The organism is Streptomyces sp. NPDC002104, from assembly GCF_053593795.1.
In genome coordinates, this window is record NZ_JBSFDF010000004.1 from 151,859 (window position 1) to 170,630 (window position 18,772).

Annotated in this window: 16 protein-coding genes and 2 pseudogenes; 8 read left to right on the forward strand and 10 right to left on the reverse strand. The window is 72.8% G+C overall.

What is annotated here, in order from left to right; translation table 11 throughout:
- Positions 1–41 precede the first annotated feature (41 nt).
- Positions 42–410: a PRC-barrel domain-containing protein gene (locus tag ACWCP2_RS05550; RefSeq protein ID WP_450907271.1), complete on the reverse strand. Its 369-nt coding sequence runs from the start codon at positions 408–410 to the stop codon at positions 42–44.
- 187 nt (positions 411–597) lie between these two features.
- Positions 598–1,425, reverse strand: coding sequence for a sulfite exporter TauE/SafE family protein (locus ACWCP2_RS05555; protein ID WP_450907272.1), 828 nt, complete (start codon positions 1,423–1,425; stop codon positions 598–600).
- 303 nt (positions 1,426–1,728) lie between these two features.
- Here ACWCP2_RS05555 and ACWCP2_RS05560 point away from each other — a divergent pair, with 303 nt between their 5' ends.
- Both ACWCP2_RS05560 and ACWCP2_RS05565 read left to right on the forward strand, forming a co-directional pair.
- The gene (locus tag ACWCP2_RS05560; RefSeq protein ID WP_450907273.1) at positions 1,729–4,008 is read left to right on the forward strand and encodes a catalase; all 2,280 of its coding nucleotides are present in this window, start codon (positions 1,729–1,731) and stop codon (positions 4,006–4,008) included.
- A gap of 253 nt (positions 4,009–4,261) precedes the next feature.
- On the forward strand, positions 4,262–4,549 hold the full coding sequence (locus tag ACWCP2_RS05565; protein WP_450907274.1) for a hypothetical protein: 288 nt from the start codon (positions 4,262–4,264) through the stop codon (positions 4,547–4,549).
- Positions 4,550–4,601: 52 nt separating this feature from the next.
- On the opposite strand, the gene katG is transcribed toward ACWCP2_RS05565, so the two are convergent.
- Entirely contained in the window at positions 4,602–6,794 is a 2,193-nt protein-coding gene (gene katG, locus ACWCP2_RS05570) for a catalase/peroxidase HPI (RefSeq protein WP_450907275.1), read from the reverse strand.
- Positions 6,795–7,150: 356 nt separating this feature from the next.
- Between katG and ACWCP2_RS05575 the strand changes: the two are divergent.
- Positions 7,151–7,558, forward strand: a pseudogene (locus ACWCP2_RS05575) (Fur family transcriptional regulator); the annotation flags it as partial.
- Between the two features lie 58 nt (positions 7,559–7,616).
- Here ACWCP2_RS05575 and ACWCP2_RS05580 read toward each other — a convergent pair.
- Entirely contained in the window at positions 7,617–8,006 is a 390-nt protein-coding gene (locus tag ACWCP2_RS05580) for a hypothetical protein (protein ID WP_450907276.1), read from the reverse strand.
- A gap of 207 nt (positions 8,007–8,213) precedes the next feature.
- Here ACWCP2_RS05580 and ACWCP2_RS05585 point away from each other — a divergent pair, with 207 nt between their 5' ends.
- Positions 8,214–8,945: a VOC family protein gene (locus ACWCP2_RS05585; protein ID WP_450907374.1), complete on the forward strand. Its 732-nt coding sequence runs from the start codon at positions 8,214–8,216 to the stop codon at positions 8,943–8,945.
- 27 nt (positions 8,946–8,972) lie between these two features.
- On the opposite strand, the gene ACWCP2_RS05590 is transcribed toward ACWCP2_RS05585, so the two are convergent.
- Positions 8,973–10,706: a thiamine pyrophosphate-dependent enzyme gene (locus ACWCP2_RS05590; protein WP_450907277.1), complete on the reverse strand. Its 1,734-nt coding sequence runs from the start codon at positions 10,704–10,706 to the stop codon at positions 8,973–8,975.
- A 169-nt stretch (positions 10,707–10,875) separates the two neighbouring features.
- On the opposite strand from ACWCP2_RS05590, the gene ACWCP2_RS05595 reads away from it, so the two are divergent.
- Positions 10,876–11,229, forward strand: a complete 354-nt coding sequence (locus tag ACWCP2_RS05595) for a PRC-barrel domain-containing protein (protein WP_450907278.1) — start codon at positions 10,876–10,878, stop codon at positions 11,227–11,229.
- 204 nt (positions 11,230–11,433) lie between these two features.
- Here the strand turns inward: ACWCP2_RS05595 and ACWCP2_RS05600 are convergent, their stop codons facing one another.
- The 4 genes and pseudogenes from ACWCP2_RS05600 to ACWCP2_RS05615 all read right to left on the reverse strand — a co-directional run bounded on the left by ACWCP2_RS05600 (position 11,434) and on the right by ACWCP2_RS05615 (position 15,610).
- Positions 11,434–11,676: a protealysin inhibitor emfourin gene (locus ACWCP2_RS05600; protein ID WP_450907279.1), complete on the reverse strand. Its 243-nt coding sequence runs from the start codon at positions 11,674–11,676 to the stop codon at positions 11,434–11,436.
- 182 nt (positions 11,677–11,858) lie between these two features.
- Positions 11,859–12,611, reverse strand: a pseudogene (locus tag ACWCP2_RS05605) (phosphatase PAP2 family protein); the annotation flags it as partial.
- A gap of 222 nt (positions 12,612–12,833) precedes the next feature.
- Positions 12,834–13,787: a YihY/virulence factor BrkB family protein gene (locus ACWCP2_RS05610; RefSeq protein WP_450907280.1), complete on the reverse strand. Its 954-nt coding sequence runs from the start codon at positions 13,785–13,787 to the stop codon at positions 12,834–12,836.
- A 95-nt stretch (positions 13,788–13,882) separates the two neighbouring features.
- Positions 13,883–15,610 (reverse strand): diacylglycerol kinase family protein, encoded by a 1,728-nt coding sequence (locus ACWCP2_RS05615; protein ID WP_450907281.1) that lies wholly within the window; start codon positions 15,608–15,610, stop codon positions 13,883–13,885.
- A 164-nt stretch (positions 15,611–15,774) separates the two neighbouring features.
- Here ACWCP2_RS05615 and ACWCP2_RS05620 point away from each other — a divergent pair, with 164 nt between their 5' ends.
- The 3 genes from ACWCP2_RS05620 to ACWCP2_RS05630 all read left to right on the forward strand — a co-directional run bounded on the left by ACWCP2_RS05620 (position 15,775) and on the right by ACWCP2_RS05630 (position 17,871).
- Positions 15,775–16,185, forward strand: a complete 411-nt coding sequence (locus ACWCP2_RS05620; protein ID WP_450907282.1) for a BlaI/MecI/CopY family transcriptional regulator — start codon at positions 15,775–15,777, stop codon at positions 16,183–16,185.
- The gene (locus ACWCP2_RS05625; RefSeq protein WP_450907283.1) at positions 16,182–17,129 is read left to right on the forward strand and encodes a M56 family metallopeptidase; all 948 of its coding nucleotides are present in this window, start codon (positions 16,182–16,184) and stop codon (positions 17,127–17,129) included. Before ACWCP2_RS05620 ends, ACWCP2_RS05625 begins: the two co-directional genes overlap by 4 nt.
- 187 nt (positions 17,130–17,316) lie before the next feature.
- A complete protein-coding gene (locus tag ACWCP2_RS05630; RefSeq protein ID WP_450907284.1) occupies positions 17,317–17,871 on the forward strand; it encodes an NIPSNAP family protein in 555 nt (184 codons plus the stop codon).
- 94 nt (positions 17,872–17,965) lie between these two features.
- Here the strand turns inward: ACWCP2_RS05630 and ACWCP2_RS05635 are convergent, their stop codons facing one another.
- Positions 17,966–18,613, reverse strand: coding sequence for a hypothetical protein (locus ACWCP2_RS05635; RefSeq protein WP_450907285.1), 648 nt, complete (start codon positions 18,611–18,613; stop codon positions 17,966–17,968).
- Positions 18,614–18,772 lie beyond the last annotated feature (159 nt).

An 18,772-nucleotide genomic window follows, 5' to 3' on the forward strand; every position in this document is an offset into this window, starting at 1 on the left:
GGGTCCGAACTCAGGGAGTCCGGACCCCCTCAGGCGGAGAGTCAGGCGGGGCGGCCGCCGAAGGGCGCGCCGCTGCCGTAGTACGTGCCGAGTTCCTCGTGGTAACCGGCGTTGCCGAGGTTCTTGTCCCGGTGGAACTCGGGAGCGCTCTTGATCTGCTCCTTGGTCCGGTCCACGTAGAGCTTCTTGTCCTCCGTGTCGACCCGCAGGACCGTGCTCGCCGGCAACAGGACCTCCTTGCCGAAGATCCAGACCCCGGTGTCCACGACCAGATAGGCGTCACCGACCTCGTCGGAGTGCTTGTCCACCTTGCCGATGTCACCGTCGACCGCCTCGACCTTGAAGCCGGTCAGATCGGTCCCGGCCAGATGGCCCGAGGTGGACTTGTAACTCCACACATGCTCAGTCACGCGAAAACAACTCCTCCGGTAAGCGGAGGCGGGCTTAGGGATCCCCCCTGCCGCCCCTCCATTTCCGATGCCTTGCAGCGGACGGCTTCGCGTTCCGCTCGGAGTCCCGCCTGCCCCTGTCCCGGCACCCCATGCCCGCGTCACCGAAGAGAATTCGCGGCGGCGGCTCCGGAGCGGCCCGGCGACGTCAGTCGTGACGGGCGAGCTTGACCGCGGAGACCAGCAGGATCACGGCCAGCAGGGGGATCAGGACGAGGTCCGGGAAGACCCCGAGCAGGAGTCCGCCCAGGACCGCGCCGGCGATCGAGCCCGCGGCCATGACCGTGACGAAGCGGAGGTTGGCGCCGAGAACGGCGAAGCTGCCGTCGCGGCTGTAGCGGGCGAAAGCCACCAGCATGGTGGGCAGGGAGACCAGCAGGGAGAGGCTTCCGGCGGTTTTGATGTCCTCGCCGAACAGCAGGACGATCGTCGGGATCAGCAGCTCGCCGCCCGCCACACCCATGATCGCCGCGACCACGCCGATCCCGAACCCGGCCAGGACACCCGCGGGAACCTGTGCCCACAGCGGCAACGCGAGCGTGTCCAGGGCGGTGGTGTGCGTGACCACCAGCGCGGCCGCCATGAGCACCATCAACCCCGCGAGCACCTTGTACAGGGTCGCGGAGCGCATGCGCAGCGCCCACGCCGCTCCGGCCCAGGCCCCGGCCAGGCTGCCGGCCAGCAGATTGACCGCGACCGGCCAGCGCGCCGCCACCTCGGCGGCCGGGACGGCGGCCATCCGGGCGGGCAGTGCCACCAGGACCACGACCAGGCTCGTCGCCTTGTTCAGGATGACCGCCGACAGCGCCGCGAACCCGAAGAGGCCGATCAGCAGCGGCAGACGGAACTCCGCGCCGCCCAGACCGATCATCCCGCCCAGCACACCGATGGCAGCCCCCGCCCCGAAGACGACGGGCGCCGACCGCGTGGAACTGAGCGGGGAAAGGTTCCGGCCGAGGTTCTGGTCCGTACGCATGACCGCCATCCTCGCTGGTCACGGGCACGCCCACCACGGCCCGACCCCACCTTCGGGGAAAGCCACCGGACACCCGCCCGGGAGTCGTCGGGACCTCCGAACATCTGGTCCGACCGGCCTGCCGACGCCGACTCGGCGGCAGCGGGGGCTGCGCCCGGGGCCCCTTAGCCGAGATGGCCGTACTCGGCGTGCCCGGGGCGGAAAGAAGCCGAAGGCTTGCCCCTGGGGCATGACCACCGCCTGCCGGGCATACGGCGGAGGATCCCGCAGGCCCCGCAGTCCGCCCAGGAGGAGACCTCACGCATGGTGCAGAAGAAGGCGACCAAGGCCACGGCGAAGAAGGCCGCGACGGCCGGGCCGAAGAAGCGAGTCGCCTCCCCCGGCGCCTCCGGCCGCTCCTCCCCGCGACCGCCCGCGGAGGCCGGGCCGGCCGAGCCGGCCGCCGCGCACGAGCCGTTGCCGCCGAAACCGGACCAGGACGGCCCGGACACCCTCAGCCCCACGGGACAGCCCACCGGCGCGCCCCGGGCCGCGGTGGCGCAGGGCGGCGCGTACCTGACGACCGCGCAGGGGGCCCGGCTGTACGAGAGCGACCATTCCCTGAAGGCGGGTGCGCGGGGGCCGGTACTGCTGCAGGACCACCACCTGCGGGAGAAGATCACGCACTTCGACCACGAGCGGATTCCCGAGCGCGTCGTGCACGCCCGGGGCGCGGCCGCCCACGGGGTCTTCCAGGGCTACGGCACCGCGGGGAAGCTCACCAGGGCGGCCTTCCTGGCGAAGGGCGTCGAGACTCCGGTCTTCGTCCGGTTCTCCACCGTCCTCGGCGCGCGCGGCTCGGCCGACACCGTACGCGACACCCGGGGGTTCGCCACGAAGTTCTACACCGGCGAGGGCACCTTCGACCTGGTCGGCAACAACATCCCGGTGTTCTTCATCCAGGACGCGGTCAAGTTCCCCGACGTCATCCACGCCGGGAAGCCCCACCCCGACCGGGAGATCCCGCAGGCGCAGAGCGCGCACGACACGTTCTGGGACTTCGTGTCCCTGCACACCGAAGCCACCCACCACACCCTCTGGAACATGTCCGACCGCGCGATCCCCCGATCGCTGCGGATGATGGAGGGCTTCGGCGTCCACACCTTCCGCCTCGTCAACGCCAAGGGCGCCACGACGCTGGTGAAGTTCCACTGGAAGCCGAAGCTGGGCGTGCACTCCCTGGTCTGGGAGGAGGCACAGCTCACGAACGGCATGGACCCGGACTTCCACCGCCGCGACCTGGCCGACGCGATCGAGGCGGGCGCGTTCCCCCAGTGGGAACTGGGCGTCCAGACCTTCCCCGACACCCCGGAGCAGACCTTCGAGGGCATCGACCTGCTCGACCCCACGAAGATCGTTCCGGAGGAACTGGCCCCGGTCCGGCCCATCGGCCTGATGACGCTGAACGCCAACCCGACGAACTACTTCGCGGAGACCGAGCAGGTCGCCTTCCACCCCGGCCACCTCGTCCCCGGTATCGACGTCACCGACGACCCCCTGCTCGCCGGCCGGCTCTTCTCCTACCTCGACACCCAGATCAGCCGCCTCGGCGGCCCCAACTTCGGCCAGATCCCCATCAACCGGCCGCACGCCCCCGTCAACGACATGCTCCGCGACGGCATGCACCAGACCGCCGTCCACTCCGGGGTCGCGCCGTACCGGCCCAACAGCCTCGACGGGGGCTGCCCCTTCCTCGCCGGCGCCGACACGGGCGCCTTCATCGAGGTGCCGGTGGAGCTGCCCGCGGCCCGCAAGGTCCGTGAGGCTCCCGCCTCGTTCGACGACCACTTCACGCAGCCGCGGCTCTTCTGGCTGAGCATGACGCCGGTCGAGCGCGAGCACATCATCGCCGCGTACACCTTCGAACTCACCAAGTGCACGGAGCAGGCCATCAGGGAACGCGTCCTGTCCGTCCTGGCGAACATCGACGCGCGGCTGTGCGCGGAGGTGGCCACCGGGCTCGGGCTTCCCGCGCCGGCCCCCACCCGGCCCCTCACCGAACCGGCGCCGAGCCCGGCGCTGTCCCAAATCGGCGGCACCTGGCCGCTCGACGGACGGGTCATCGGCATCGTCGCCGACGCCGGCTCCGATCTGAAGGGCGTCCGTGCCGTGCGGGACGCCGTCCTGAAGGCCGGGATGGTCCCTCTCGTGATCGCCCCCACGGGCGGCGCGCTCGGTACCGGGAAGAACCCGGTCACGGTCCAGCGGACGTTCGCCGCCTCGCGTTCCATCGAGTTCGACGCCCTCCTCCTCGCCGGCACGCCCACGGCGGCGGCCGACGCCCGCGGCGCCCGCGACGCCAAGGCCGGAGCCCCGGACGCGGACGGCCCCGACCCCCGGGTCGTCCTGCTGCTCGCGGAGGCCTACCGCCACGGCAAGGCCATCGGCGGCTGGAACGACTCCTCCCGCGTCCTGCGAGCGGCCGGCATCCGGGAGGGCGATCCCGGTATCGCGTTCGCCGCCACCCCCGCCGCCGCCCTGAAGGGCATCACCCGGGGGCTGGCGGAACACCGCGCCTGGGACAGGTTCCCCGCCCCGGTCTGACACGGCCCGGTCTGACCCGCCTCGGTCTGACCCGCCCGGTCTGACCCGCCCCGGTCTGACCCGGCCCGGCCGGGTCCGTACCGGCCCTACGGAGTCCCGGCCCCTGCTCCTCGGAGCAGGGGCCGATCCGCGGTGCGGCCCGCGGCGATGTCTGAGCAGCGGTGACGCGGGTACACGAGGACAACGGCCAGGCCCCGCCCTTTCGACTGGAGTGTGAGGCTCGCATACGCCCCCAGTCGCACGAGGAGATGCCTTGACGACCACCACCCCGGTCCTGGCCACCCCCTGCCGGTCGGTACGCGCAGCCGCCCCCATAGCCGTCGGCCTGCCGCATTCGGCGCTCGACGCGATGCTGGACGCCGCCTACGAGACGCACCGCCGTTTCCGGCACGGCGCGTTCGCCGAGCCGTGCCCGACCTGCAACGTCTCTGCGGGCGAGCTCTGCCTGGCGCGACGCAGCGTGCACGCCGCCCGCCGGCTGGCGCACCGTGCCCGGGGAACACAGGGCGAGCTGGGCTTCGCTCCCTTCGCAGCACGGTGAGCGGGTCAGGACGCCCCGGCCGGCCGGGGAGCGGCCGGCCGGCGCCCCGGGGTCAGGCCAGGTCGAACCGGTCGAGGTTCATGACCTTGTCCCACGCCGCCACGAAGTCGCGCACGAGCTTCTCTCCGGCGTCCTTCGCGGCGTAGACCTCGGCGATGGCCCGGAGCTGGGAGTGCGATCCGAAGACGAGGTCGACGGCGGTGGCCGTCCACTTGACCTCGCCCGTCGCGACGTCCCGGCCTTCGAAGACGTTCTCGTCGGAGGCCGAAGCCTTCCACTCGGTGCGCATGTCGAGCAGGTTGACGAAGAAGTCGTTGGTCAGCGTTTCCGGCCGGTCGGTGAAGACCCCGTGCGCGGAACCGCCGAAGCCGGTGTTCAGGGCCCGCATGCCACCGGTCAGCACCGTCATCTCGGGTGCGGTCAGCGTCAGCAGGCTGGCGCGGTCCAGCAGGAGGGTCTCCGGCGAGAGCTTCTCCCCGGACGGGAGGTAGTTGCGGAACCCGTCCGCCCTGGGTTCGAGCACGGCGAAGGACTCGGCATCGGTCTGCTCCTGCGAAGCGTCCGTGCGCCCCGGCGCGAACGGGACCGTGACGGCGTGCCCGGCGTCCTTCGCGGCCCGTTCGACGGCCGCGCACCCGCCCAGCACGATCAGGTCGGCGAGCGAGATCTTCGCCCCGCCCACGGCCTGGGAAGCGTTGAAGTCCCGCTGGATCCCCTCCAGGGCCCGGATCACCTCGGTCACCTCGGGCAGCGCGTTGAGCTCCCAGTCCTTCTGCGGTGCGAGCCGGATCCGTGCCCCGTTGGCCCCGCCGCGCATGTCGGTGCCGCGGAAGCTCGCCGCCGACGCCCAGGCGGTGGTGACGAGTTGGGCGACCGACAGGCCCGTCGCGAGGATCCGGCCCTTGAGGTCGGCGGTCTCCGCCTCCCCGACCAGTGCGTGATCGACCGCGGGAACGGGGTCCTGCCACAGCTGCGGCTCGGGGATCCAGGGGCCGAGGTAGCGCGAGAGGGGCCCCATGTCGCGGTGCAGCAGCTTGTACCAGGCCTTGGCGAACGCGTCCGCGAGCCGGTCGGGGTTCTCGTGGAAGGCCTTCGAGATCGGCCCGTAGACCGGATCAAGCTTCATCGAGAGGTCCGTCGTCAGCATCATGGGCGCGTGCCGCTTCGACGGATCGTGGGCGTCGGGCACCGTGCCCTGGGCCGAGGGGTCCGTGGGCGTCCACTGCTTGGCGCCGGCCGGGCTGGTCGTGAGCTCCCAGTCGTAGCGGAACAGGTTGTCCAGGTACCCGTTGTCCCACTTCGTCGGCTCGGAGGTCCACGCGCCCTCCAGCCCGCTGGTGAGGGAGTCGGCCCCCGCCCCGCTGCCGTAGGAGTTCTTCCAGCCGAGGGCCTGCTGCTCGATGGGGCAGCCCTCGGGCTCCGGACCGATGTACTCGGAGCCGACCGCGCCGTGGCACTTGCCGAAGGTGTGGCCGCCGATGATCAGCGCGGCCGTCTCCTCGTCGTTCATCGCCATGCGCGCGAAGGTCTCGCGGATGTCCCGGGCGGCGGCGAGGGGATCCGGATTGCCGTTGGGCCCCTCGGGATTGACGTAGATCAGTCCCATCTGCACCGCGCCGAAGGGACCGGTGAGTTCCCTGTCGCCGCTGTAGCGCTCGTCCCCGAGCCAGGTGTCCTCCGACCCCCAGAAGATCTCCTCGGGCTCCCAGATGTCCTCCCGCCCGAAACCGAACCCGAAGGTCTTCAACCCCATGGATTCGATGGCGCAGTTGCCGGCGAACACCAGCAGGTCGGCCCAGGAGATCTGTCGGCCGTACTTCTGCTTCACCGGCCAGAGCAGACGGCGGGCCTTGTCGAGACTGGCGTTGTCCGGCCAGCTGTTGAGGGGTGCGAAGCGCTGCGCGCCGGAGCCGCCCCCGCCGCGGCCGTCGGCGATGCGGTACGTGCCCGCGGCGTGCCAGCTCATCCGGATGAAGAGCGGCCCGTAGTGGCCGTAGTCGGCGGGCCACCACTCCTGGGAGGCGGTCATCACCTCGAAGACGTCCCGCTTCAGCGCCTCGACGTCCAGGGACGCGAACTCCGCCGCGTAGTCGAAGTCCTCACCCATCGGATTGGAGCCGGGCGCGTGCTGGTGGAGAACCTGAAGGTCCAGCTGGTTCGGCCACCAGTCCCGGTTCGTCCTGGGACGGGTCGGCGCGGGGGTCGGGGAGGGAATTACCGGGTTCTCGCTTTCGCTGCCGGACACGTCAGCCCTTCTTCCTGTCTCGGTGATTTCCGCTGCCGGCCGCGCTGACTGCTCCTGATGCCGTCGGCTTCGCGAGTCGAGCAGGGCGACCCGCGCCGCCGACGAGAACATATCCTCACGGACGAGGTCGATAATCGAGCGCGTATCGGCGTCCGTATGGTCGCGCACCGCAGACCGCACCGCTACGAGAACACGCAGGGCACCGCCACGTAACCGGCACTCGAAATCCAGGGGTGACATCTTCCGATCATCACGGCCTCCCCCGCCGATATGAGAATCGGAATTCGAAGCGGAACACGCGGAATTTCAATCGAGAGTGACGACCGTCCCGACACGCATTGGAGAGGCGAACCGAAATGAGCGACCTGCTGGAACGGCTGAGAAGGCGCGGCTGGCGCATGACGTCCCAGCGGCGCGTCGTCGCGGAAGCCCTCGACGGGGAGCACGTGCACCTCACGGCCGACGAGGTGCACGCGCGCGCGGCGCGGCGGCTGCCCGAGATCGCCCGGGCCACCGTCTACAACACCCTGGGCGAACTGGTGGCTCTCGGTGAGGTCGTGGAGATCGCCGCCCACGGCCGTGCGAAGCGCTACGACCCCAACGCGCACCGTCCGCACCAGCACCTCGTGTGCTCCGGCTGCGGCATCATCCGCGACGTCCACCCGACCGGCGATCCGCTGGCCGGGCTTCCGGCGCGGGAGCGGTTCGGCTTCACCGTGTCCGAGGCCGACGTCACCTACCGCGGTCTGTGCCCGGCGTGCGCCCCCGGCGGCGGGCCGCGGGGGGCGGGTACGGCGGACCGCCGGGCTCAGGGCCCGGAGCCTACGGCGTGTCCGGAGAGATCTTCGCGGCGTGCATGACGAGTCGGCCGATCCGGGTTTCGTGACTGGTCGCCGTCGTGCTGTGGTCGGTGATCGAGTCCGGCCGGGCGTCCGTGAGGTACCACGTGGTGAGCGGGGCCTCGGAACCCTCCCGGATCTCCTCGATCTTGACGTTGCACGGCTCGGCGGGCGCCTCCGTGGAGGACAGGGCCCAGTCCCGGGCCCCGGGAGCGTCGGTGATGACGCACTCGTCGAGGGTGAGCGTGAGCACCTGCCCGGGCAGGCCGAGGTCCCCCTGGGGACCGAGACCCGTCACCTCACCACAGGTGAAGCGCTCCCCCCGGACGGTGACGTAGTAGCTGCTGGACACGTTCTCAAGGGATTCGTTCATGCCCGTCGCCTGCCCCGTCCACCCCGTGCCAGACACCGTGACGGCAGGTGTTGCGGGCGACACGGCCGGAACGCCGCGGAGTCCTCCCGTCGGCGTCGTCCGGTCTACTGTGGGAAATGTCCCGTTCCACGTGAGCAGCAGATGAGGCCGGCAACTGTGTCGACGTCGAGCCGTGAGATCCCCGGTACCCCCTGCTGGGTCAGCCTCCTGGCCCGGGATCTCCCGTCCGCCCAGAGGTTCTACGGCGCCGTGCTCGGGTGGGAGTTCCGACCCACCCACCTCGGCGACGGCGTCCTCGTCGCCTTCCGCGACGGTTCCCCCGTCGCCGGCATCGGCGCGCTCACCGGGAGCCGCGGCGTGCCCGCGGTGTGGACGCCGTACTTCGCCGTCGAGGACGCCGACGCGACGGCCGCACGGATCCGTGAACGCGGCGCGACGATGGCGGTCGGCCCCCTGGCCTTCGGTACCGGACGGGCCGCCTTGGCGGCGGACCCCGCCGGGGCCGTCTTCGGGTTCTGGCACGGCGAGGCCGTCCCCGACTGGTCGATGGGCCGCGGAACCGCCCCGGCCTGGCTGGAACTGCGCACCCGGGACGCGTTCGCCGCCGCCATCTTCTACGGAGAGGTACTGGACTGGGACAGCCGGCGGCCCGGCAGCTGCACCGTCTCCTACGAACACGACCACGTCGTCCTGCGCCACGGCCACGACACCGTGGCCCGCATCAGCGGCGGCGCGCTCGAAGAAGCCCCGGACCCCGAGGTGCGCCCCCGCTGGCACGTCCACTTCCACGTGCCCGACCTCGAATCCGCGATCGACGCCGCCACCGGTCTCGGCGGCAGGGCGGCCTCCCCCGTACAGACCTCCGCCACGAGCCGGTGGATGGTTCTCTCCGATCCCGACGGAGCGCTCTTCACCGTGGTGGCACCGCAGGACGCGTAGCCCCGGCGCGGGAGGGGGCCGGGGTCCTCACTTTCCCGCCCGGCGCCGCGACCCCACTTCCTTGATCTTGGCGAGGGCGAACCCCACTCCCTGGCCCACCGACGGTTCGGGCGGCACGGCCACCTCTTCGGGATTGGTCAGGACGTCCAGCAGGACCGGGCCCGGGGTGTCGAGCGCCCGGCGTACGGCTTCGTCCAGATCGGCCGGATCCGTGACGCGCAGGCCGGTCAGACCGAGGGCCGTGGCGACCGCCGCGAAATCGGGATTGTCGAGCTCCGTACCGAATTCGGGCAGGCCGGCCTGTTCCTGTTCGAGTTTGACCATGCCCAGCCGCCGGTTGTCGAAGACGACGAGTTTCACCGGCAGCCGGTAGGTCTTGATCGTCATGAGGTCACCCAGCAGCATGCTCAGGCTGCCGTCTCCGCAGAAGGCGACGATCTGGCGGTCGGGCGCCCACAGCTGGGCTCCGAGGGCCTGCGGCATGGCGTTGGCCATGGACCCGAGGTTGTACGAGCCGATCAGGCGCCGCGTACCGCGCATGGTGACGAAGCGGGAGAGCCAGACGGTGGCCATGCCGGTGTCGGAGGTGAAGACGGCGTCCTCGCTCGCGTACGCGTCCACGGCGGCGGCCAGCGCCTCGGGGCGGATCTCGTGGTCGCGGTTGTCCAGCACCGCCCGCAGCTTGCCGGTCCACCGGTGCTCGTGAGCCGGGTCGGCGAGCCTCTGCTGCCCCTCGGTCCAGTGGGCGAACCGGTCCCGGGCATCGTCCAGGTGCGCGCGGTCGGGGGCCTGCTTCAGGAGCGGGAGCAGGGCGCGCAGCGTGGCTCCGACATCGCCCACGAGGCCCACGTCGACGGGGACCCGCCGGCCCAGATGCTCCCCGCGGGTGTCGACCTGGACGACCTTGCGGTCCTTCGGGTACCACTCGCGGTAGGGGAAGTCGGTGCCCAGCATGAGGAGGGCATCGCCCTGGTCGAGGGCGTGGGCGGCGGCCGGGTTGCCGATCAGGCCGGTCTGGCCCACCTGGAAGGGGTTCTCGTCCTCGAACCCCTCCTTCGCCTTCAGCGTGAGCACCATGGGCGCGGCGAGGAGATCGGCGGTACGGAGCACTTCGGCGCGGGCGTCCCGAGCTCCGCGGCCGACGAGCAGGGTGACGCGCGAAGCGGCGTTGAGGAGTTCGGCGGCCGCGGCGAGGGCCGGGTCGTCGGGCCGGGTCACGGGCTGGTCGAGGGCGAAGCGGGTCGGCCGGTCCTCGCTCAGTTCCTGGTCGCCGAGGTCGCCGGGGACGGTCAGTACGGCCACTCCGCCCTGTGACACGGCGGCGCGCACCGCGGACTCCAGCAAGCGGGGCATCTGGTCCGGGGAGGTGACCGTGGCCCGGAAGACGGCCACGTCGCGGAAGAGGAGGTCGTTGTCGACTTCCTGGAAGTAGTCGCTGCCGATCTCCGCGAGGGGGACCTGGCCGCAGATCGCGAGCACCGGGGTGTGGCTCTTGGCCGCGTCGTAGAGACCGTTGAGGAGGTGCACGGAACCCGGTCCCACCGTGCCCATGCACACCCCGATGGTTCCGGAGAGCTGCGATTGCGCCCCGGCGGCGAAGGCCGCCACCTCCTCGTGCCGGCAGCCGATCCACTCCAGGCCGTCCGTGGTGCGGATCGCGTCGGTCAGGGGGTTCAGGGCGTCCCCGACGACTCCGAAGACCTGCCGGACCCCCAGTTCCTTGAATGCGTCGACGATGACGTGGGCGACGGTGCGTGCCACGGGGATGTCCTTCCATTCGTATGCCCGGCCGGATGTCCGGTCGGCTGTCCGGTCGGATGTCCGGTCGGGCGCTCTCTGGGTGCGCCGTGCCGGGGGTTTCCTGTCACCTGGGACGGGCAGCCGCCCCGGAGGGACTCCGGGAAGGCCGGGGCGAAGCGAGGTGGGAGCGATGGGTGAGGCAGGCATCTGGGGCTACGGACAGGACAGCGGCCATCTGACGGGGATCGACCTGATCGGCTATGCGGTCGAGGCCACGGACGGACACATCGGAAAGATCGACAAGCACTCCGAGGGCGTCGGCGCGTCGTACCTCGTCGTCGACACCGGAGCCTGGATCTTCGGCAGGCGCGTCCTGCTTCCGGCCGGCACCGTCCGCCGGATCGACACCGCCGGGGAGAAGGTCTACGTCGACCGGACCAAGGAGCAGATCGAGAACGCACCCGAGTTCGACGAGGCGAAGCACGCGGGCGAGCCCGGCTACCTGGAGCGGTTCGCCCACTACTACGGCATGCCCCACATGTAGCCGGGGGGCGACCCGGGTACCGACGGGCCGCCGCGGCCGCGGAGCCCCGGCCGCGCGATGGCTGGGGGGGTTGCCACCGCGCGGCTCGGGCCCGCTGGGGACTCCGCGCCGCTCACCGTCGCGGACTCCCGTGTCCCTTCTTATGGCCGGTCTCCGGGAGCCCAAACGGTCGGAGCGCAGACTTTTTCGCGGCGGTGGCGCAGGTCAGGCCCCTTCGCCGAGAACCGCACGGATCAGTTCCCGCTGGTCGCCGGTCAGGCCCGCCTCGTCGAGGTCGACCGTCTGGCCGTCGATGGTGATCCGGTAGTGGAAGCCGTCCGCGACCGGTCGTACGGCGCGCCGCGCGAGACCCTCCCATTCCGCGGCGTCCCGCCGGACGGAGGTGTCGATCTTCCGCATCTTGTCCGCACCGGTGAAACCCCCGGAGCGACTGACGGTGATCAGCATGGCCGTTCTCCTTCGGATGTCGGAGCTGTAGGAGCTGTCGGTCGGTTCGCCTGCCCCCGATCGGGCTCCGCTCCCCCGCCGGGCCCGCGCCGCGTGGCGAAGGGCTCGAACTCGTCGGCGCCTGGCCGACAGGCGGCAGGTGGGGCGGGCGCGGGCGGGTCGCCAGGGTCGGTCGCGCCGGTCGGGCCGGTCGGGTGCGCTTCGGGGTCCGGTCCGGTGAGTTCCGGCTCCAGGCCCTCGGCCACCGCGCTGCGGCGGCGTCCGGTGTCGGACCGCCAGGCCTCGAAGACCAGGGCCGTCGCGGTGACCACCCCGAGGCCCAGCAGCCAGCCGCCCACGACGTCGCTGACCCAGTGGACCCCCAGCGCGACCCGCGTGTAGCCGACGCCCACCACGGTGACCAGCGCGACCACCCAGGGCAGCGGACGCCAGGCCCGCGGAATCATCGGCAGCAGGACCAGCAGCAGGACGGCGCACGAGGTCGTCGCCGTCATCGCGTGGCCGGAGGGGAAGGAGAAGCCGGGCGCGTGGGCGACGGGGTCCGGCAGATGCGGCCGCGCCCGCTCCACCGCGCTCTTGACCAGCAGCCCGATCAGACCGCCCGCGACGGCCGTGACGCCGGCCCAGGCCGCCAGCCGCCAGGCGCGCCGGCTCACCAGCCAGGCCACGAGCACGGCGACCAGCAGCCGCATGGTGACCGGGTCCCACACCCGGTCCGAGAGCACCCGCAGGAGGGCCACCCGGTCCGGGTGGGCGAGCGCCTCGGCGTGGAGGCGTTCGGCCACGCCCTGGTCCAGGCGGTGCAGTGGCGCCCACTGGGACTCCACCAGTACGAGGGCGAGGGCGAAGGGGACGGCTGCCAGGGCCGTCGCGGCCGCGACGAGCAGGAGTCTCGCGCCGAAGGTGGCGTCGGTTCCGGCGTGCCGCGCGAGCAGGCTCCGTAGCGGACCCGGCGGACGCTCGGCTCCGCGCGGCTGCCGGGGTCCTCCCGGCTGCCCCGGTCCTTCCGGCTGCCCCGGTCCTTCCGGCTGCCGGGCTCCTTCCGGATTCCGCTGAACGCGTCCAGCACCTTCCGTGCGCCGTGCCATGGTGGCGGCTCCCTCTCGTGTGCGTGCGGTGGCGGGCCTCCGGCCGCCGGTGGCCCGAGGCCGGGGTGGTCAGACCCCGGGGTCCTTCCTGACCGGCTCCTTCACCCCCGCCCGTACGGCTTCCAGCTGGGCGGCGAAGGAGAGGCCGAGGAAGAGTGCCATCGAGGTGAGGTAGGACCACAGGAGCAGCGCCACGATGGCGCTCAGGGGCCCGTAGACGCTGGTGAAGGAACTGCTCTCGCTGATGTAGAGGCTCAGGGCCCAGGTCGCGAGGTTCCACAGCACCAGGTGGACGACGGCCCCGAAGGCCAGCCAGGTGTAGCCGGGTTGGCGCCGGCGCGGGGAGCGGCGGAAGATCGCGCTCGTGGCGAGTACGGCGAGCAGGATGCCGATGGGCCAGCGCAGGAGGTCCCAGGCCCGCACGGTGTCGGGAGAGAGCCGGTACACCTCGGCCAGCGCACGGGTCAGATGGGTGCCCAGCACGGTGAGGATGAAGCTGAGCCCCAGCGGGAGTCCCGCGAGGGCCGCCATCACCAGGCCCCGGCTGTACTTGGCGAGGAAGGGCCGGTCGCGCTCGTTGCCGTAGATGCGGTTGGCGCCCCGTTCCACCTGGCAGAGGGCGGTGGTGACGTTGACCAGCGAGAACAGCAGGCCCAGCCACAGCGCGGCCTGGCCGCCGTCGCCGGCGTGCCGTCTGCTCTCGCTGAGCGCGTCGTCGACGACGGCCTGGCCCGGGCCGCTGGTGAGCCCGCGGATGGTGAGCTCGGCGACCCGGCCCACGTCCTCGGTGTGCAGCACCCCGGACAGGCCGACGGCCGCGATGGCCAGCGGGACTATCGACAGGACGGTCTGCAGGGCGAGCGCGCGGGCGTGGCTGAAGCCGTCGGCGTAGCGGAAGCGCACGAAGGAGTCGCGCGCCAGGCTCCAGCCGCCGTAGCGGCGCAGTGCGGTCCACGCCTCGTCGGCGGAGAGCTCCTCGCCGCTCACATCGTGCTGCTGCGGTACCCGGCGCGCCGTGCCCATCGTGTTCCTGCCTTCTCGTGTCTCGTCTCGTGCGTACCTGCGGGGGCCCGCGGGCGTACGGGGCGTGCGGGCCTACGGGGCGTGCGCGCCCGGTGTCAGGACGGTGTGCCGGGGACCGCCGCCGGAAGCCGCTCGGCGGGCTGGGCCTGCGCCGCCCCGGGCGCGCGGGGCAGGTACACCCGCAGCGCTCCCGGTTCGATCTCGGCGGTGAGGCGCAGACCGTCGCTCACGGCGTCACCGTCGAGCTCGCGCGGCTGCGGTACGGAGCAGCGGACGTCGATCCGGGTGGCGCTGAAGTACTCCAGCGCTCCCCCGGCCTCGCTGCGCCCGTCCGGGGCTGCCGGGCCGGGGGCGGCCGGCGGGCGCCGGCGCAGCAGACGGGCCCCCAGGTGCCCGGCCGCGGTGAGCCATCCGGCGGGGCCGCGCGGGTCGAAGAGCACCACGTCCAGGCGTCCGCTGTCCGGCCGCGCCGCCGGCAGGAGCGGCAGGCCGCCCTGCAGCGTGCCGACGTTTCCGATGACGACCATGCGGGCCCTGCGCCGCAGCCGGCGGCCCCCGTCGACGCGGACCGTGAGGTGGACGCCGGGATCGCACAGGTGCCGTAGGGCCGACAGGACGTACGCCGCCCAGCCCATCCGGGACTTGAGCCGCGGGGAGGCGTCCCGGACCATCGCGGCGTCGAATCCGGCGCCGGCCATGACGGTGAACCGCATCGGTTCGAGCCCGTCGCCCCGGACCCGGCCGACGTCGATGCCGAAGCTCTCCCCGGACAGGGACTCGGCCAGGGCCGCGGCCGGATCCATCGGGAGGCCGAGGTTGCGGGCGAGCAGGTTCCCGGTGCCGCAGGGCACCAGGGCCAGCGGGATCCGCGTGCCCGCCAGGACCTCGGCGCAGGCGCGCAGGGTGCCGTCGCCTCCGCAGACCACCACGAGGGCGGGGCGGACGGCGGGGAGCTCCTCGGCCAACGTGCCGCAAGGGAGATCGGCGGAGGTCAGGATCCACCGCAGGTCCCGGTGGCCGTGCTCGCGCAGGACGGCCGCCAGCCGGTCCGCGAGCTCGTCCGGGCAGCCGTTCGGGTGGCGCACGACGAGGACCGGACCGCCGGCGCCGCGCGGGACGGGCGCCCCGCGCCCGGGCCGCTCCGCCGCGTCGGGCTCCGCGGCGGCCCGTCGCCCGTGCAGCAGCGCGAACCCGGTGATCAGCAGGGTCAGGGTGCCGTTGAGGAGGCCGCCCGCCACATCGCTGGGGTAGTGCATGCCGCGGTACATCCGCGACAGTCCGACGGCCGGCGGGATCAGCAGCAGGGTGCCCGTCACCACGTAGCGCCACGGGCCGCGCAGGCGCAGCGCGGCGATGACGGCCAGTCCCCCGTAGAGCGCGAGGGAAGCACCGACGTGCCCGGAGGGGAAGCTCGACGTGGGCGGCGCGGGGTCCTCGTGGGGAACCTCGGGCCGCGGCCGGTCCACGAAGGCCGTCACCAGCACGAACACCGCCGACTGCGCGGCCACCGTGACGCCGAGGAACAGTGCCTCGGCGCGCAGGGCGACGCGCGGGAGGACGAGCAGGGCGACGATGCAGACCAGGGTCGTACCGATGACGGCCTGGGTCCCGGCGAGTACGGAGAACACCTCCGAGACTCCGGACGTGGCCGGGTCCCGGCCCTCCGCCAGGTCCTTGTCGATCGAGGCCTCGGCCGACAGGGGCCAGTGTCCGGCCGCCGGTCCGGTGACCAGCCGACCCAGCCCGACCATCAGGGCCGCCTGCACGGGAAGGAGCAGGAGCGGTCCGACACCGCGCGCGGAGGAACCGCAGCTTCGCTTCATGGATGCCTTCTGGCCCGCGCGGACCGAAAGATGCGCACCCCTGGGGATCGGCCGGTCGCGACGGCTGGAAGCCGGTAGATTAGGCATACCTTAGAACCACTTCGTCCACTGCGTGACGAGGGTACGAAGGGGTGCGCTGGACGCTGACGGAGGACGGGACAGAGATGCCGGGCAAGGGTCGGGACGACAGGCGTCCGCATGGTGAGCTGCTCTCGGATGTGCTGGCCGTGCTGTGGGAGGCCGGCGAGCCGATGACCGCTCAGCAGGTCAACGCCGTGCTCGGCCAGGGGCTGGCTCGGACGACGATGGCCACCATCTTGTCCCGGCTCTACGAAAAGGGGACGCTGCGCCGGATCCCGTACGGCCGCGGGTTCGCCTACGAGCCGGTGGAGGACGCGGCGGGGCTCGTCGCCGGACGGATGCGCCGGGAGCTCGAGAGCGAGCCGCGGCGTGACCTGGTCCTGATGAGGTTCGTGTCCTCGCTGTCGGAGAGCGACGAGGAGACCCTGCGGCGCCTGCTTCTGGAGGCCGACGAAGCTGCCGGGGACGAAGGGGCCGAAGGGGCCGCCGAGTGACCTTCGTCCTGGTCGCGGTCGTGCTGGCCCTCGCGTTGCCCTGGGGCGGCGCCCCGCTGGCCCGGCGCCTGGCCGGCGTCCTGCCGCCCCGGGCCGCCTGCTGGACCCTGACCGCTGCGGCCCTCCTCATGGCCGGCGGTACGGTCTCGGCGCTGATCGGCCTGTTCCAGGTGCCGTTCCTCGCCTCGCTGGAGCGGGTTCCCCTCGCGCGTGTACGGGAGGCCTGGCCGGCGGCCGTACCGCTCGCCGTCGCGGCCGGCGCGATCCTGCTCGTCCAGACCGTGCTGCTGACGCGGCGGTGGTTCCAGCACCGTTCCCTGCTCGACCGCGCCTGGCTCGCGACCGCCTTGGGAACGGGCGACGGGGACCTGCTCCTGGTCCCGGGAAGCGCCGTGGATGCCTTCGCCCTGCCCGGCCACCGGGGCCGGAGCGGCCGGATCGTGGTCACCTCCGGCATGCTGCGAGCGCTGAAGAGCGGCGAGCGCGAGGTGCTGCTGGCCCACGAGCGCGCCCACCTGTCGGGCCGCCACCATCTGCTGTCGGCTGCGGTCGACCTGTCCGCCACGGTGCATCCCGCGCTCCGGAGCGTGCGTGACTGCCTGGGGTTCCACCTCGAGCGCTGGGCGGACGAGGCCGCGGCGGCCGAGGTCGGCAACCGGAAGGTGGCGGCGGCGGCCATCGCCAGGGCCGCCCTCGCCGGAGCCGCACGGGAACCGCGCACCCGCAGCGGGTACCCGCTGCTGTCGGTGGCTTCCGGGCCGGTGCCCCAGCGGGTCGAGGCACTGCTCGGGCCGGCTCCGGCCGGCCCGCGGGGCGGCGCCCGCCGCGCAGGCGCCGTCGGCCTCGCGGTGACGGTGGCGGCCTCGGCCTTCGCCGCCCTCGCGCTGGCGTACGGGCTGCACGAGTACGTCGAGTACGCGGCCGCCGCCGTACGGGGAAACTGACGCGCGGCGCGGAACGGGGCCCGTGCCGCCCGCGCCGCGGCCGCATCCGCCGGACCGGTGCCCGCCAAGCGGGGCAGCCGCATCGCCCGGCATCCACTGACAGGAGATGTCAGTGGACCGGCCCTAGCCTGCGGCGCATGGACGACAACGGGACCATGGACCACACGCACACCGGGCGGGGCACCGCATGAGCATCGTCGAACTGCGGCAGTACACCCTGCATCCGGGTGCCCGGGAGGCGCTGATCGAGCTGTTCGAGCGCGAGTTCGTGACCGGGCAGCAGGCGGTCGGCATCACCGTCGGCGGCCGGTTCCGCGACCTGGACGACCCGGACCGCTTCGTCTGGCTGCGGGCCTTCCCGGACATGGCGCACCGCCGGCGCGCGCTGGAGGCGTTCTACACCGGCCCCGTCTGGCGGGAGCACCGCGACGCCGCCAACGCCACCATGATCGACGGCGGCAGCGACGACGTACTGCTGCTGCGCGGTCCGGGCTTCACACCGGAGCCGGGCACGGGTGAGGTGCCGGCCACCGTGTGCCACCCCGCCGACGCGGCCGCTTTCGACGCGTACGCCGCCCGGCACCTGCGCCCGGAGCACGCGCTGCACCGCACCGAGCACGCCGACAACGACTTCCCGCGCCTGCCCGTCCGCACGGGGGAGGACGTCCGGGTCTGGTTCGGCCGGGCCGCGCCGGCGCCCTGGCCGAGCCGACGGCTGCGTCTGGGGCCCGTGACGCCTTAGGGGGTGTCCGTGAAGTCCCGACTGCGTCGCGACGCCCGGCTGTTCCGTATCTTGCCGGGCCCGCGGCGTCCGGCACCGCGGCCGGGCGGCCTGCTCAGTCGGGCCCCTCGTCCGTCCCGGTGCGCTGAATGAGCCGGAAGCCGCTCCGGGTTCGGACCTTCTTGTCCGGCCGACGGGGCCGGTAGGCGGCCGGGAGGTAGGCGCCACGGCCGCGGGGGGACGGGCGGACACGGCGTGCCGCGTCCAGCAGGGCCGCCAGGGCGGGCGAGTTCTTGGCCCGTGCCTGGAATCGGTTGTGGCGCAGACCCGCGAGTCCGATGGCCTCGGGCAGGGTGGCGCCGTTGCCGATGGCCACCAGCAGGGCACGCAGCATCGCCGGGGTGTCCTCCTTGCCCGGCCCCACCCCGTGGGCGGCGGCGAGGGCGGCGGCACCGTGGAAAGCTGCCGCGAAGGCGGGGTCCGTCTCCATCCAGCTCCGCAGGACGGATGCGGAGACCCCCGCCCACGTTGCCGCGGCCTCCGGCCGGAGCCCCTGGGCGGCCGCCTGGAGCACTTCTCCCATCCGGGCCAGGGTGGAGTCGCGTTCACTCGCCATGCCGCCCAGAGCGGTCTGCAGCGCTTGGTCGACGGTGCTGCCGCCCTTCAGCCAGGCGATGACCTGGTCGGGGCCGGGGCCGGGGCCGGGGCCGGGGCCGGGCTCGCCCCGGTCCGGCGCGGGCCCGGACTTCCTCGGTTCGTACATGTCCCCTCCCCGCTCGTACTCAGTGGCGGCTTCCGCCTCTCCTGCGCCTCCGCCGGACTCGCGCCGACGGGCGCCACCGCGACGTGGAGCACGGTGCCGGGCCGGCGGAAGACCCCGGCCAGGTCGATCCCGAGGGCGCCCTTGGGGACGTGCCGGCCC

Excerpts from the sequence above, each read along its gene's own strand:
- ACWCP2_RS05635 (WP_450907285.1), bottom strand. The coding sequence starts at position 18,613 with ATGTACGAACCGAGGAAGTCCGGGCCCGCGCCGGACCGGGGCGAGCCC.
- ACWCP2_RS05615 (WP_450907281.1), bottom strand. The coding sequence starts at position 15,610 with ATGAAGCGAAGCTGCGGTTCCTCCGCGCGCGGTGTCGGACCGCTCCTG.
- ACWCP2_RS05595 (WP_450907278.1), top strand. The coding sequence starts at position 10,876 with ATGGGTGAGGCAGGCATCTGGGGCTACGGACAGGACAGCGGCCATCTG.
- ACWCP2_RS05620 (WP_450907282.1), top strand. The coding sequence starts at position 15,775 with ATGCCGGGCAAGGGTCGGGACGACAGGCGTCCGCATGGTGAGCTGCTC.
- ACWCP2_RS05610 (WP_450907280.1), bottom strand. The coding sequence starts at position 13,787 with ATGGGCACGGCGCGCCGGGTACCGCAGCAGCACGATGTGAGCGGCGAG.
- ACWCP2_RS05560 (WP_450907273.1), top strand. The coding sequence starts at position 1,729 with ATGGTGCAGAAGAAGGCGACCAAGGCCACGGCGAAGAAGGCCGCGACG.
- ACWCP2_RS05600 (WP_450907279.1), bottom strand. The coding sequence starts at position 11,676 with ATGCTGATCACCGTCAGTCGCTCCGGGGGTTTCACCGGTGCGGACAAG.
- ACWCP2_RS05630 (WP_450907284.1), top strand. The coding sequence starts at position 17,317 with ATGAGCATCGTCGAACTGCGGCAGTACACCCTGCATCCGGGTGCCCGG.
- ACWCP2_RS05580 (WP_450907276.1), bottom strand. The coding sequence starts at position 8,006 with ATGAACGAATCCCTTGAGAACGTGTCCAGCAGCTACTACGTCACCGTC.
- ACWCP2_RS05555 (WP_450907272.1), bottom strand. The coding sequence starts at position 1,425 with ATGCGTACGGACCAGAACCTCGGCCGGAACCTTTCCCCGCTCAGTTCC.